This window comes from Enterobacter cloacae complex sp. CARB60, assembly GCF_036487345.1.
Classification (GTDB): domain Bacteria; phylum Pseudomonadota; class Gammaproteobacteria; order Enterobacterales; family Enterobacteriaceae; genus Enterobacter; species Enterobacter asburiae_D.
Window position 1 is genome coordinate 4609687 of sequence record NZ_JAZKLC010000002.1, and the last position, 13442, is coordinate 4623128.

Sequence of the window (13442 nt, forward strand, 5' to 3'; positions counted from 1 at the left end):
GCTTTCAGAGCAAATCTCGACATAACACCATAATGGAATCAGGACAATGAAAGCTCAATTCAATAATAAAACGCTGCTTGCGATCGCGATTGCTGCATTACTGCCAGCAGGCACGGCGCTGGCTGCCGGCACCAGCGGCGGCACGGTGAACTTTAGCGGCAAAGTGGTGACCTCCGCCTGCGCCATCAGCGCAGGAAGCGCAAACATTGACGTGGATATGGGCGAAGTGCGTACCGCAACGCTGGCGAGTGCAGGCAGTGAAGCCAGCACGGCAAAAGCGTTTGCCATCACCCTGGAAGATTGTGAAATCGCCGACACCTCAGCCTCAACGGAAGAGAACCCGATTGCCGCGACAACCGTGGCGGTCACCTTTACCGGTACGCCGGACGGTTCCGATGTTAACAGCTTGTCCGTCGGGGCAAACGGCAGCACCAACTCTGCGCAAAACGTGGCTATTCGCCTTTATGACGAGCAGGGCAACGTAGTGAGGCTGGGTGAACCGGCTTCGGCCATCCCTCTGCGTAAGGGAGCCAACACCCTGAACTTCAGCGCGAAATATTACTCGCCGAAGGGCGGCGCCACCGCGGGTGATGCCAGCGCTGTCGCGACCTACACCGTGACCTATTCGTAATCTTCAGGCCCGGTCTGCGGTCCGGGCCTGGCTCAGCTTTCAGGAGAAACACTATGCGCGTAAACACATGGATTTGCCTGGCGGGTACGTTATGTTCCTCCGCCGTCTATGCCGGCGGCGTGGGGTTGGGCGCAACGCGAATGGTCTACTCCAGCGCCACCACCCAGTCGATGATGCAGGTGAGAAACACCCATCCCGATGCCACGTTCCTGATCCAATCATGGATGGAGAATGAGAAAGGCGAACGCACCAACGACTTCGTGATCACGCCACCGCTGTACGTCATGAAACCGGCCAGCGAAAGCGCGGTGAAAATCATGTTTAACGGGAAAGCCCTGCCAGCGGATCGGGAGACGCTCTACTGGATGACGGTCAAAGCCATCCCCCAGCAGGCGAAAAGCGGCTCCGGGAATACGCTGCAGTTTGCGTCGGCTAACCGCATCAAGGTCTTTTATCGCCCGGAAGGACTCGGAGAAAGCGCGGGAGAAGCGTGGAAACGCCTGACCGGCGCCTACCGCACCGGAAGAGTGACGCTCAGCAACCCCACGCCGTACTACCTCACCACCATCAACGTGAAAATTGACGGTATCCCGGTGCAGCCGGTGATGGTGCCTCCAAAAAGCAGCGTGACGCTGGCCGAAACCTTTAGCCATGCGGGCAGCATGAGCTATCAGACCATTAACGATTATGGGGCATGGACCCCGGCCACGCGCGCGTCGTTATCCCAATAATAAAAACAGTAAGGCGTGACCACGTGAAAATAAAAATCCTGTGCGCCACGGTGATCTCCCTGGTGATTCGGCAAGCCGTGGCTGCTGAAAGCGAGCTGCAATTTAATCCCGCGTTCCTCAACGGCGAGAGCGCAAACAGCGCCGATCTCGCCTGGGTCAACGCCGGGAGCGCGTTGCCGTCGGGTGATTACAACCTCAACGTGTATATCAATACGAATTATGCGTTCACAGGTAACGTCACGTTCCGCCTTGCTGAAGGCAGCACGGGTGAAGCGCTGCCCTGCCTCACGCCCGAGCAATTTGCCGCGCTGGGCATCGATAGCCATCAGGCGAAGGGCGGCGACCTGCCGCTGACGCAACGCTGCATCTTCTTAACGAAGGCGTTTGCGGATACGCAGTTTGATCTGGACCAGAAGACGCTCACCCTGAGCTTCACCGTGCCGCAAAGTGCGATGCGCAATGTGCCGCGCGGGTACGTTAGCCCGGAAAGCTGGGAGGCAGGCATTCCTGCCGCGTGGCTGAATTATGTGGTCAACGGCTCGAACAATGAGTATCGCGGCGAGACGCGCACGCGGGAACAACAGCTGTTTGCGAGCCTCAACAGCGGCGTCAACCTGGGCGCGTGGCGGCTGCGTGATTTCACCACGTGGACCAAAGACAGCAATGAGCTCACCCACGTGCAGACCTGGCTGCAGCGCGATATTCGCGCCCTGCGTGCGCAGGTGTATGCCGGGGAAACGTACACCTCTGCGCAGGTCTTCGATTCCGTGGGCCTGCGCGGCATCGCCCTGAAAACCGATGACAATATGCTGCCCACCAGCCTCAGCGGCTACGCGCCAGAGGTTCGCGGCATCGCGCGAAGCAACGCCACCGTGACGGTTCGCCAGAACGGCAACGTCATCTATCAAACCTCCGTTCCACCAGGGGCGTTTGTGCTGAAAGATCTCTACCCGACCTCCTCGGGCGGCGATCTGGCGGTCACCATTCAGGAAAACGACGGCAGCAAAACGCAGTACACGCTTCCCTTTGCCAGCGTGCCAAACCTGGTGCGTAACGGACAGGTGAAATATGCCCTCGGTGCCGGGAAATACCGTCCGACGGGCAATCAGGATGCGCTCTCTTTCGCGCAGGGCGAACTGTTCTATGGCTGGCAATATGGCCTGACGTTTTACGGCGGGGCACAGTTTGCCGATCGCTATAACGGCCTGGCCTTCGGGTTTGGGCAAAACCTCGGCCGCTTTGGCGCCTACTCTCTTGACCTGACCCACGCCCGCAGCCAGCTGGCGGACGATCGGCACTACAGCGGTGATTCGTTACGCCTGCGCTACAGCAAGCTGCTGAATGATATTGGCACGCGGGTTAACTTCTTCTCCCTGCGCTACTCCACGAAAGGGTTTTATACCCTCAGCGACACGACGTACAAAGGGATGTCGGGCGGATCGCCAAAGCAGACTGTGGAAGACGATGGCACCGTCACCACCCATTACGACAACGTGTACAACCTGCGCATGTCGCGCAAGGCAAAAAACCAGCTGCTGCTGTCGCAGCCGATGGGACAATACGGCTCGCTGTCACTGTCGTGGGATCAGCAGACCTACTGGAACACGTCAGACACCACGCAAAGCCTGCAGTTTGCGTGGAACGCCACGTTTCGTAATGTGTCAGTTGGCGTCAGCGTCCAGCGAAGCTCAAGCCTGTATGACGACAAGAAAGATAACATCCTGTCGATGTCGATTTCGGTCCCGCTGGGCAACCCGGCGCTGTCGACCCGCGCGCGCTTTACCACGACCCATGCGGACTCCACCGGTACAACCGCCAGCACGGGCGTGAGCGGCTACCTGCCGGGCCAGGAAAATCTGTTCTATAGCGTCAACCAGCGCTACAGCGCCCAGCAGCACTACGGCGGCGATGCCACCCTGCAATACGAAGGCGCGTGGGGAGACTACAGCCTGGGCTACAGCTACGCCAGCAACTCCCGCAACCTCAGCTACGGCATCAGCGGCGGTGCGGTAGTGCATGAAGATGGCCTGACGCTGAGCCAGCCGCTCGGGAACACCAACATTCTGGTGAAAGCCCCGGGGGCCAGCAACGTCGCCGTGCTTAACCATAAGGGCATCAAAACGGACAGCCGTGGCTATGCGGTGATCCCGTACGCCACGCCGTACCGCGTTAACCAGGTCGCGCTGGACGTGACGACCGCCGGCAACGACGTGGAGCTGGAAAACGCCATCGCCAACAAAACGCCTACCGACGGTGCCCTGGTTCGCGCCACCTTCACCACGCATCAGGGAGCAAAAGCGATGTTTATCGTGCGTCACGGCAACGACGTGCTCCCCTTCGGCACGCTGGTCTCGCTCGATAATGACAAAACCAGCGGCATCGTTGGCGATGGCGGCAGCCTGTATCTCTCCGGTTTGTCAGAGAAGGGCACGCTGAAGGCCGTGTGGGGTCGCGGCAACGGCCAGCGCTGCGCCATGACCTATGCGTTAAACAAGCAGAACTATAACGCCCGCACCGGTCTCTATTCGCAGGAGGTGGTATGTCAGTAACGTTCCGGATCGGCTGCATCGCACTGCTGGTTTTCGCTTTCCCCGTTCGCGGGTATGACGTGCTGGTTTCCGTCACCGGCAATTTGATCGGCAATACCTGCGTAGTGGCGCAGGACTCCGAGGAGCAGAACGTGCCGCTGGGCACCATTGGCATCAAACAATTTACGCGTACCGGGGCCGTCAGCAATATCAAAACGCCCTTCACGCTCAGGCTTGAAGCGTGCGGGCCCACCTTTGCCGGCGTAAAAATCCGCTTCAGCGGTACGCCGGATGACGCCAACCCGCAGCTGTTGAAGATTGCCGACGGTGGCGCTACCGGCGTGGCGGTGCAGATCCTCGATAAAGAGAGCGTACTCATTCCCCTGAACACGCAAACCACCGCGTACGGAACGGCGGGGGATGACAGCGTACAGATGACCTTTTACGCACAGCTGATAGCCACCGCTACGCCAGTGGGCGCCGGCGATGTGTCAGCCTTCGCCACCTGGACAACGGAGTATCTATGATGCGTTTAGCGTTTCTTCTCGGCGGATTACTTTTCTGCGTCAGCGTGCAGGCTCTGGACTGGAAATCGGACATTACCCTCTCCCCTCAGCCGATGACCTACAGCGGGCCAGCGGATTCCGTGGTGCCGGGCAGTATTATCGGATCGACCTGGAGCGCGACAGCCAGCGTGCAGCAGGTGTTCTGGTGCGGGCTTATTTTTACCTGCAACAAAGGCACGCTGCAGCCCAGCAGCAGCGCGATTTCGAGCGGTGCGACGGTCACCATCGACGGCGCAAACTACACCATTTTTGAGACCGGCGTACCGGGCGTGGGGTACATCATCGGGCTGAAGGATTTTAAGGGTACACAATATATCCCCCTGCAAAACGGTATCACGCAAAGCTACCCGGCAGAGGGCACCAGTGGGTATGCCCAGGATCTGGGCTGGTCAGCAAAAGTCACCTTTATTAAAACCGGTACGGCGCTGAAATCCGGCGTCTATAACATCCCGACCATCAACGCCGCGGTATTAACCGCCTATAACAACGAGACGAAAACGGCGCAGGTCATCATCAGCCCGACCACCATCACGGTAACCGCCAGCGGGTGCACGGTCGGCAGCAAAAACGCCAGCGTGGCGCTCGGCACCATTGATATTCGCACCCTGCCCACGGTGGGAAGCACGTCGCCATCGGGGACGTTTACCGTCGGCCTGACCTGCGACGCGAACGTGGAGGTTCACGCGGTGATGACCGATCAGACCACGCCGTCGAACACCTCGTCGGTGGTAACGCTGACCGGAGACTCCACTGCGTCCGGCGTTGGGGTGCAGTTTTTCTACAACGGCACCGGACCGCTGACGATGGGGCCGGACAGCTCGGCCGCGGGCACGACCGGCCAGTTCTTCATCCAGAGCACCACGGCGGCGCAAACCCTGTCGTTACCGTTCCAGGCGCAGTACATCCGAACCGGCGAACTGGTCCCCGGCTCGGCCAACGCGCTGGCCAGCATTACGTTTTCCTACCAGTAAGGGCTACTGCTTGACCCACACCAGCTGGTCAACCCGGAAGCCCAGGCTGCGCGCGGTGTTCAGGTAATCCTGCTTTACCGCATCCGGGATGGTCGGCGTGCGCGACAGGATCCACAGGTAGTCGCGGTTCGGGCCGCTGACCAGCGCGTACTGGTACTTATCGTCGAGCCTGATCACGTTATAGCCGCCGTAGAACGGACCGAAGAAGGACACCTTCAGCGCGGCGGTGGTCGGCTCGCCGGTAAAGTACGCTTTCCCTTCGCTCTCGTTCCACTTGTTCTTCACCGGATCGTAACCCCGGTTGAGCACGCTGATGCCGCCGTCGCTGCGCTTGCCGTAGGTGGCGGTAACCTGCTCCAGCCCGCGTTCAAAGCGGTTTTCCAGACGGGCGACCTCATACCATTTGCCGAGATAGCGGCTGGCGTCAAAACCGGAAATTGGCTGCACGCCCTTCGGCGGCGTGGGAGATTTACAGGCGACCAGCGTCAGCGCAATGGCAACACCGGTCACAACAGGCCATAGCTTCATGAGAATTCCTTTCATTTGCACGGTTGGACGTTAAGTGTAGTGCACCGTTTCGGCGCTTCATCCCGTTCGGGAAAATTCGTAGTATATTGAGAGTATTCCTCCACTCTGGACACGGACATGGCTTACTCCATCGGCGAATTCGCCCGACTCAGCGGCATCACCGCCACCACCCTGCGGGCGTGGCAGCGTCGCTATGGTTTACTCAAGCCACAGCGCACGGAAGGCGGCCACCGCCAGTACAGCGATGCGGACGTCCAGCAGGCGCTAAAAATCCTCGACTGGGTAAAAAAAGGCGTCCCGATCGGCCAGGTCAAACCGCTGCTGGAACGCCCGACGCCGGGACGGACCAACAACTGGCAAACCCTGCAGCAGAACATGCTGCAACGCCTGCAGGACGGCAAAGTCGAGTCCCTGCGCCAGATGATTTACGACGCCGGACGCGAGTACCCAAGGCCGGAGCTGGTCGCCAACGTGCTGCGCCCGCTGCGCAGCCAGGTCTCGGCCAACGTCGCCGCCGCCATGACCCTGCGCGCGATCCTCGACGGCATCATCATCGCCTACACCTCGTTTTGTCTCGAAGGTGACAAAAAAGCGCCGGGCGATAACATTCTGCTCAGCGGCTGGCACCTGAATGACCCGTGCGAGATCTGGCTCGAAGCCTTAACGCGCACCGGGCAGGGCCACCGAATCGACATCCTGCCGGTTCCGCCTGACGCGCTGGCACCGGAAATTTTCCCGGAGCGTAAATGGCTTCTGGTCACCAGCGGCAAACTCACCGCCGGGCGGAAAAAACAGGTGGAGCAGTGGCAGCAGCAGGTATCGCTTGAAGTGATTATCCTCTGATAATTTTCTCCTGCGGGAATCTTCACGAAAAGTTGAATATTTTCCCGCGCCGCAGATGCTAACGTTTTCCTGTGACGAATAACTCCACAGGAAAACACCATGAAAAAAACTGCCCCTCTGCTGATCCTGGCCTCGATGGCCTTTGCCCCTGCCGCCTTTAGCGCCCCTGCCGGCACCCTGAGCGTCCACATTCTCGACCAGCAAACCGGGATGCCGCCATCAGACGTGACCGTGACGCTGGAGAAGCAGCAGCAGGACAAATGGACCCAGGTTGCCAGCGGCAAAACTGACCACGACGGCCGTATTAAATCGCTCTATCCGCAGGATCAGGACATGCAGCCTGGCGTGTATAAAGTGACCTTCAAAACCGCAGATTACTTCCACGGCAAAAAGCTGGACTCCTTCTTCCCGGAGATCCCGGTGCTGTTTACCGTGACCCGCACCAATGAAAAGCTGCACATCCCGCTTCTGCTGAGTCAGTACGGTTACTCGACCTACAAGGGCAGTTAATACGCATTGATTCTAAAGGAATAAAAAAAATAGTTCCGCGAATACTTGGACAAATTAGTCATGTTGTGTAAGTTTTAATTATATGAACGGGAGGACCACACCATGACAACGAAACCTGTACTCGGTATTAGCGGATGTTTAACCGGCTCCGCCGTTCGCTTTGACGGCGGACACAAGCGTATGGGCTTCGTCATGGATGAGCTGGCCCAGTGGGTGAATTTCAGGCCCGTTTGCCCGGAAATGGCCATCGGTCTGCCGACGCCTCGCCCGGCCATACGCCTGACGCTGATGGACAGCGGTGAAACGCAGCTCCGTTTCAGTAAACCGCCTCATGATGATATTACGCAGAAAATGGCCGATTTTACGGCGGACTATCTGCCAAAAATCGGCGATCTGTCAGGATTTATCGTCTGCGCAAAATCCCCAAGCTGCGGCCTGGAACGCGTGCGGCTGTACGATGAAAACGGCAACCGGGGCCGCAAGGAGGGCGTCGGGCTGTTCACCGCCGCCCTTCTTGAAACCTACCCGTGGCTGCCCGTCGAGGAAGACGGTCGCCTGCACGACCCGGTGCTGCGGGAAAACTTTATCGAGCGAGTATTTGCCCTGCACGAACTGAACACGCTGCGTAAAAATGGCCTCACGCGCCGCGCGCTGCTGGACTTCCACAGCCGCTATAAGCTTCAGCTGCTGGCGCACCATCAGGCAGGCTACCGTGAAATCGGCCCTTTCGTTGCCTCGCTGCACGAGTGGGAAGACCTGGACGCCTTCTTCGTGGCGTACCGGGAAAAGCTAATGACCATCCTGAAAAAACCCGCCTCGCGGAAGAATCACACCAACGTGCTGATGCATATTCAGGGGTATTTTCGTCGCCAGCTGAACACCCGCCAGCGAGGCGAGCTGCGCGACGTGATCCTGCACTATCGCAACGGACAGTTGCCTATTCTCGCCCCGATCACGCTGCTGAAGCACTACCTGGCCGAATACCCCGACCGGTATCTGATGACGCAAAACTACTTTGATCCCTATCCTGATGATTTGGGTCTGCGTCTGGCAGTCAAGTGATCAAAAAAATGCGAAGGCCCCATTAACCCGTAGAGGCCCAAAGCAGTACCCCGTTTAGACGACATCCTCACTGTCGTCTCTTTTTTGCATTTCATCTCAAAGACTGTGATTATATACAGGCTTATTCTGCAAAAAGGGGCCTGCCTGTGATCAACACCCTGCACATTCAAAACTACCGCTCCATCCGCGATATGTCGCTGGAGCTGGAGCAGCTCAACATCGTCTTTGGGCCGAACGGCACCGGTAAATCCAATATCTACAAGGCGATACATCTTATGCACAGCGCCGCCCAGGGGCAGTTTTCCCAGGCACTGGCGAACGAGGGCGGCATTCTGAAGGTGTTCTGGGCAGGTAAAACCCGCAGCGACCAGCTGCGGCGGATGAATCTGGCCGTGGAAACCGAGACCTACGAATACGAGCTGCAGGTCGGGTTTGTGGAGAAGCTGCCCTATCCCTCGCAGTTTCAGCTCGATCCGGTGATCAAAGAGGAGTCCATCTGGCTGAGCGGCCAGCACCGTCGGCCTTCTTCACAGCTGATGAAGCGTAAAAATCAGGCGGTGTTTCTGAACAACGTGCATCACGAGAAAGTGACCCACAGCGGCACGCTGTATGAGAACGAATCGGTGTTCGGGCAGCTCGGCGAGCCGCATCTTTACCCGGAAGTGTCGCAGATGCGCGAATCCCTGCGTAACTGGCGCTTTTATCATGAGTTTTCCGTCGCGTCCGGCTCGGCGATGCGCGCCCCGCAGGTCGGTTTCCGCTCCCCGGTGCTGGCCAGCGACGGCGCCAACCTGGCGGCGGCGTTCCAGACCATAGTGGAGATTGGCGACGAGCTGCTGCTGATGCGCATCCTCGACCAGGCCTTCCCCGGCTGCGTGTTCTACAGCGACAACAGCGGCGGACGTTTTCGCATGATGATGCAGCGCGAGGGGCTGAGCAGACCGCTTGAACCGGCGGAGTTCTCCGACGGCACCCTGCGCTTTCTGTGCCTGGCTGTAGCGCTGTTAAGCCCGCGCCCACCGGCGTTTATCGCGTTGAACGAACCGGAAAACAGCCTGCACCCGCAGATGCTGCCCGCCCTGGCGAGCTTAATCGCCGAGGCCAGCCGCTACTCGCAGATCTGGCTCACCAGCCACTCGCCGGAGCTGGCGAAGTTGATTGAGAAACAGCGAGCGTTTTCGCTGTATCAGCTGTCGATGGTGGAGGGAGAGACGAGGGTGGAGCGGTTGGGGTAGTCTCCAGAGGCACGGAGACTATTTTTCCGTATCTCGCTTCAGTGAAGCATGCCAATAAAGAACCCCAGATACCCGGCCCTGCTTAACCATATAAAGGGGCTGGTGAGGCCGGACCGCCGGATATTAACCAACTCTCTCATGGGCGCAAGCCCATCATTTTTGATAACGACATTTTTTGCGCAATAGCGACAGTGCATAATTAGAAACAAAATCCCGGCGATCACGAGACCAAAAAAGCTTTCTCGACTCCCCCAAAAATGTGCGCTTAATTTTAAATAAGTTAATCCCCATACGCTTAGTAAAAAGACGATAAATGAACATGCTGCGATATTCATGTCTCGCTTACTGCCCATCCCAAAAAAGAGGGCATCAAAGAAAGACATAGAGGTAAAAGGTGACTGGACGCTTCTTCCCGTCACTTTACTAAAGCGAAAAAAAACGGCCGTTCCAACTACAAAAGCGAAAAGTGCAATTCCTAATAATACGTAAATCATTTCAAGAATCCTTTTTGCCGCCTCATTCAGTACACCTATCTGTTCTTCGACAGGTAAGAAAGTATATTATCGGCATCAGGTTTGTTTGGTTGAGACTTAGTACGCCACACATTTTCTTCTTCCGCTATGTGCTCTCCTGTATCAGCATTAGAACAGCAGGTACGCCCGAAGGTGCATTAGCTCACGCTATCGTCTGGTTGGCATCATTCATCGCATCACCGGTATTGTTGCCTGCAACCGAGAGTGGAGAGGCTGGGGTAACTCAATCTCTTCATACCCAACTTACCGGGGTGGGTCTTCGGATCGGTTCTTTTCCTTTGCCATAACGCACTGTATTCCTCCAATGAGGATCCCACCACTAATAGCAAGGGTAGTAGCTTCAACAAGATCGCTGACTGGAAAATCAAATTGTCCGATGAAAAAAAAGCTGACCAGGGCAATCAACAAACGTCCAAATAAAAGCGTGGAAAATATTCCTGCTATCCAAACAGTGGCCAGTAACAAGAATAATTTTACCCTTGCAGTAATCATTATTTTTCCTCTATATGAATGCGGCAAACTGGTGAAGGACTGTAATCACTAGCTTCTGTAGGTTCCTGAATGCTCACATTTCTTAACCTGTCATTATTACAGAACTTTCACGCTAGTTCTGCAGACGGAACGTCCTACGCCACTCCGCCGGGCTGACCCCAAAACGCGTCTTAAACTGCTGTCGCCAGGTGACGGCGGAATTAAACCCCACCAGCTCGGCCACGCTTTCAACGGGCATATTTCCGGCTTCAAGCAGGATCTGGCTGCGCCGCAGGCGTTCGGCGGTAAGCCAGTGGGCGACGCTCATCCCCGTGGCTTTAATAAAATGACGGGTCAGCGTGCGGCGGCTCATCGAAACCACCTCCGCCAGTGAGTCCAGGCTATGCGGTTCGGTGATGTGCTGCTGTAGGTAGTCGATCAGGCAGTTAATGCGTCCGTCGCGGGTATCTTTCGGCACCGGCTGGGCAATGAACTGCGCCTGCCCGCCCTCACGGTGGGGCGGAACAATCATCCGACGGGCAATCTGGTTCGCGACCACGCTCCCAAAGCGCTGGCGAATGATATACAGACAGCAGTCCAGCGCGGCGGCAGTGCCTGCGGAAGTGATGATATTGCCGTCATCCACGTAAAGGGCATTAATATCCAGCCGGACGTTCGGGAAGAGCGACTGAAACTGGCGTTCGAACTCCCAGTGGGTGGCCGCGCGTTTGCCGTCCAGGATCCCCGCATAGGCGAGCACAAACGATCCCAGACACAGCCCGACGATTTCCGCGCCGTTGTCTCTCGCCTGCACCAGGCTGTCGAGCAGCGCCTGAGGCGGGCGTTCAAGGACGTGCTGCCAGTAGGGAACGACGACAATATCGGCCTGACCAATGGCGGTGTAATCCTGCGTGGCGTTGAGGGCAAATCCGTCTTTTGAGGTGAGAAACCCTGGCGTTTCGGCGCAGATCGTAACGTTAAAGCGCTTTTCGCCAGAGACCGAATCACCAAACAGAATGCAGGGAACGGAGTAGTGGAACGGGCTGAACCCGTCTACCGCGACAATCGCGACGTTGATTAGCGACATCTGTCTCTCCTTTCCCTTTAACGCACTCAGAATATAACGGTTTCGCCATCCTGGGGAATGCTCACTGCGTCACCCACCTGATTGGCTTCAACGTACTCACGCAGCGCGCTGCGGGTCAACAGGCAGTGGTTAATCGCCTCCATATGGATCGCCACAATGTTGGCCTGCGGCAGCAGGAAGTGAACGTTGAGCACGTCCTCCTGCCCCATAATAATGGGCCCAAAACCAATGACGTGGGCATAGCCCGCGTTCAGCACCACCACGTCCGGCTGGTGCTTTTGCAGATCGGCCGCCACCTCGTCACGCCAGACGGTATCTCCTGCAAGATAAAGCGTCTTCTCATCGGGATGACGCAGCACCACGCCACAGGCCTCGCCCAGCCGCTCCGCCAGCTCCGGCACGGCGTAAGCGCGATCGGTACCGTGCTGCCCGCCGTGGGTTTTCGTAATCTGAATATCGTCGAAGAAGGTCGCTTCGGTCATGACCGTCAGGTTGCTAAACCCCTGGCTGCGCAGCAGCGCGGCGTCACGGTCGTTTTGCACGTAGATCGGTTTATCTTTGGCGATCAGCTCCGCCGCGGCGCGATCCCAGTGATCGTCATGGGTATGGGTGACGATCACCGCGTCGGCGTCCAGCAGCGTGTTCACGTCAACGGGGAGTTCGACCGTCGGGTTACGGCGTTCGGCATGCGCCGTGCCGGGAAAGCCCGGATAAGCGCCCTTCGGGGCCAGCATCGGGTCGATTAAAAGACGTTTTCCGGCGTAGGAAATAAGCTGGGTGGCGTTGCGAATGTGGGTAATGTTCATGGGCTATCCTCCGGTTGGTGTGATAAGGAGGATAGCCAGCCGTCACTATTGGCGCTGTGGGCTAAAGGGCGATTACCGATGGAATCGGGCCAATTTAAGCAACCCGTCTTCCGTCAGAACGTTTACCAGCCCGGCACTGCCCCGCCGTTAAAGATCGTCTCCGCCGCTTTTGCCACCTCAGGCGACTGATACGACTGGATAAACGCCTTCACGTTCTCCGCGTCCTTGTTATCTTCGCGCGTCACCACGATGTTCACGTACGGCGAGTTTTTGTCTTCAATAAAGACGCTGTCATGCACCGGCGACAGCCCGGTTTGCTGAATATAGGTAGTGCTGATGATGGCGACATCCACTTTCGGGTCGTCCAGCACGCGCGGCAGCTGCGCCCCTTCCAGCTCCATGATTTTCAGGTGTTTAGGGTTGGCGGTAATATCCAGCGCCGTTGGCAGCAGCCCGGTGTCCGGCTTCAGGGTAATCAGCTTCTCTTTTTGCAGCAGCAACAGCGCGCGGCCGAGGTTGGTCGGATCGTTTGGAATGGCAATGGTTGCCCCGTCCTTCAGGTCAGACACGGATTTGATTTTGCGGGAATAGCCGGCCATCGGGAAGACGAAGGTGTTCGCCACGGCCACCAGCTTGTACCCATGCGCCTTGTTATCTTCTGCGAGGAACGGGCGATGCTGGAAGACGTTGGCATCCAGTTCTCCCTGGTTGGTGGCATCGTTGGGCAATAGCGAGCCGCTGAAGCCGACCAGCTCCACGTCCAGACCATATTTCTCTTTTGCCACCTTTTTGGCGACTTCCGCCACGTCCTGTTCAGCGCCGTTGATGACGCCCACTTTAATGTGTTTGGCATCATTGCCACTTTGATCGCATCCTGCCAGCAGCAGGCCAGCAAGTACCAGAGCACCCAATCGACGTTTCACAAGACAGTTCCTTTTGA

General features: G+C 57.4%; 15 protein-coding genes. 9 read left to right on the top strand and 6 right to left on the bottom strand.

The features are described from left to right. Window positions 1-46: 46 nt before the first annotated feature. The 5 genes from V4835_RS23175 to V4835_RS23195 are packed head-to-tail and all read left to right on the top strand — an operon-like array spanning window position 47 to window position 5427. Window positions 47-631, top strand: a complete 585-nt coding sequence (locus V4835_RS23175; RefSeq protein WP_331413901.1) for a fimbrial protein — start codon at window positions 47-49, stop codon at window positions 629-631. Between the two features lie 53 nt (window positions 632-684). Beyond that, window positions 685-1362: a fimbrial biogenesis chaperone gene (locus V4835_RS23180; protein ID WP_331413902.1), complete on the top strand. Its 678-nt coding sequence runs from the start codon at window positions 685-687 to the stop codon at window positions 1360-1362. Between the two features lie 23 nt (window positions 1363-1385). Next, a complete protein-coding gene (locus tag V4835_RS23185; protein ID WP_331413903.1) occupies window positions 1386-3911 on the top strand; it encodes a fimbria/pilus outer membrane usher protein in 2526 nt (841 codons plus the stop codon). Beyond that, complete coding sequence (locus tag V4835_RS23190; RefSeq protein WP_331413904.1) at window positions 3902-4417, top strand: fimbrial protein; 516 nt, start codon at window positions 3902-3904, stop codon at window positions 4415-4417. Before V4835_RS23185 ends, V4835_RS23190 begins: the two co-directional genes overlap by 10 nt. Beyond that, window positions 4417-5427 carry a fimbrial protein gene (locus V4835_RS23195; RefSeq protein WP_331414165.1) on the top strand — a complete coding sequence of 337 codons (1011 nt, stop codon included), beginning with the start codon at window positions 4417-4419 and terminating at the stop codon, window positions 5425-5427. Before V4835_RS23190 ends, V4835_RS23195 begins: the two co-directional genes overlap by 1 nt. Before the next feature lie 3 nt (window positions 5428-5430). Here the strand turns inward: V4835_RS23195 and V4835_RS23200 are convergent, their stop codons facing one another. Next, window positions 5431-5955 (bottom strand): lipocalin family protein, encoded by a 525-nt coding sequence (locus V4835_RS23200; protein ID WP_033147067.1) that lies wholly within the window; start codon window positions 5953-5955, stop codon window positions 5431-5433. 117 nt (window positions 5956-6072) lie between these two features. Between V4835_RS23200 and V4835_RS23205 the strand changes: the two genes are divergently transcribed. From V4835_RS23205 to V4835_RS23220, 4 genes are all read left to right on the top strand, one after another. Then, window positions 6073-6798 (top strand): MerR family transcriptional regulator, encoded by a 726-nt coding sequence (locus V4835_RS23205; RefSeq protein ID WP_331413905.1) that lies wholly within the window; start codon window positions 6073-6075, stop codon window positions 6796-6798. A 99-nt stretch (window positions 6799-6897) separates the two neighbouring features. After that, window positions 6898-7308 (top strand): hydroxyisourate hydrolase, encoded by a 411-nt coding sequence (uraH, locus tag V4835_RS23210; protein WP_331413906.1) that lies wholly within the window; start codon window positions 6898-6900, stop codon window positions 7306-7308. 102 nt (window positions 7309-7410) lie between these two features. After that, entirely contained in the window at window positions 7411-8370 is a 960-nt protein-coding gene (locus tag V4835_RS23215; RefSeq protein ID WP_331413907.1) for a YbgA family protein, read from the top strand. Window positions 8371-8516: 146 nt separating this feature from the next. Continuing rightward, entirely contained in the window at window positions 8517-9605 is a 1089-nt protein-coding gene (locus tag V4835_RS23220) for an AAA family ATPase (RefSeq protein WP_331413908.1), read from the top strand. Window positions 9606-9643: 38 nt separating this feature from the next. On the opposite strand, the gene V4835_RS23225 is transcribed toward V4835_RS23220, so the two are convergent. From V4835_RS23225 to nlpA, 5 genes are all read right to left on the bottom strand, one after another. Continuing rightward, window positions 9644-10099 carry a hypothetical protein gene (locus tag V4835_RS23225; RefSeq protein WP_331413910.1) on the bottom strand — a complete coding sequence of 152 codons (456 nt, stop codon included), beginning with the start codon at window positions 10097-10099 and terminating at the stop codon, window positions 9644-9646. Window positions 10100-10381: 282 nt separating this feature from the next. Continuing rightward, on the bottom strand, window positions 10382-10630 hold the full coding sequence (locus V4835_RS23230; protein ID WP_331413911.1) for a hypothetical protein: 249 nt from the start codon (window positions 10628-10630) through the stop codon (window positions 10382-10384). Window positions 10631-10742: 112 nt separating this feature from the next. Then, the gene (locus V4835_RS23235; protein ID WP_331413912.1) at window positions 10743-11696 is read right to left on the bottom strand and encodes a GlxA family transcriptional regulator; all 954 of its coding nucleotides are present in this window, start codon (window positions 11694-11696) and stop codon (window positions 10743-10745) included. 26 nt (window positions 11697-11722) lie between these two features. Continuing rightward, on the bottom strand, window positions 11723-12502 hold the full coding sequence (locus tag V4835_RS23240; RefSeq protein ID WP_331413913.1) for an MBL fold metallo-hydrolase: 780 nt from the start codon (window positions 12500-12502) through the stop codon (window positions 11723-11725). A 122-nt stretch (window positions 12503-12624) separates the two neighbouring features. Next, window positions 12625-13425 (bottom strand): lipoprotein NlpA, encoded by an 801-nt coding sequence (nlpA, locus tag V4835_RS23245; RefSeq protein WP_442877320.1) that lies wholly within the window; start codon window positions 13423-13425, stop codon window positions 12625-12627. Between the last annotated feature and the right edge of the window lie 17 nt (window positions 13426-13442).

Coding starts and splice junctions, on each gene's coding strand:
- V4835_RS23175 (WP_331413901.1), top strand. CDS start 47: ATGAAAGCTCAATTCAATAATAAAACGCTGCTTGCGATCGCGATTGCT.
- V4835_RS23180 (WP_331413902.1), top strand. CDS start 685: ATGCGCGTAAACACATGGATTTGCCTGGCGGGTACGTTATGTTCCTCC.
- V4835_RS23190 (WP_331413904.1), top strand. CDS start 3,902: ATGTCAGTAACGTTCCGGATCGGCTGCATCGCACTGCTGGTTTTCGCT.
- V4835_RS23195 (WP_331414165.1), top strand. CDS start 4,417: ATGCGTTTAGCGTTTCTTCTCGGCGGATTACTTTTCTGCGTCAGCGTG.
- V4835_RS23200 (WP_033147067.1), bottom strand. CDS start 5,955: ATGAAGCTATGGCCTGTTGTGACCGGTGTTGCCATTGCGCTGACGCTG.
- V4835_RS23205 (WP_331413905.1), top strand. CDS start 6,073: ATGGCTTACTCCATCGGCGAATTCGCCCGACTCAGCGGCATCACCGCC.
- uraH (WP_331413906.1), top strand. CDS start 6,898: ATGAAAAAAACTGCCCCTCTGCTGATCCTGGCCTCGATGGCCTTTGCC.
- V4835_RS23215 (WP_331413907.1), top strand. CDS start 7,411: ATGACAACGAAACCTGTACTCGGTATTAGCGGATGTTTAACCGGCTCC.
- V4835_RS23225 (WP_331413910.1), bottom strand. CDS start 10,099: ATGATTTACGTATTATTAGGAATTGCACTTTTCGCTTTTGTAGTTGGA.
- V4835_RS23230 (WP_331413911.1), bottom strand. CDS start 10,630: ATGATTACTGCAAGGGTAAAATTATTCTTGTTACTGGCCACTGTTTGG.
- V4835_RS23235 (WP_331413912.1), bottom strand. CDS start 11,696: ATGTCGCTAATCAACGTCGCGATTGTCGCGGTAGACGGGTTCAGCCCG.
- V4835_RS23240 (WP_331413913.1), bottom strand. CDS start 12,502: ATGAACATTACCCACATTCGCAACGCCACCCAGCTTATTTCCTACGCC.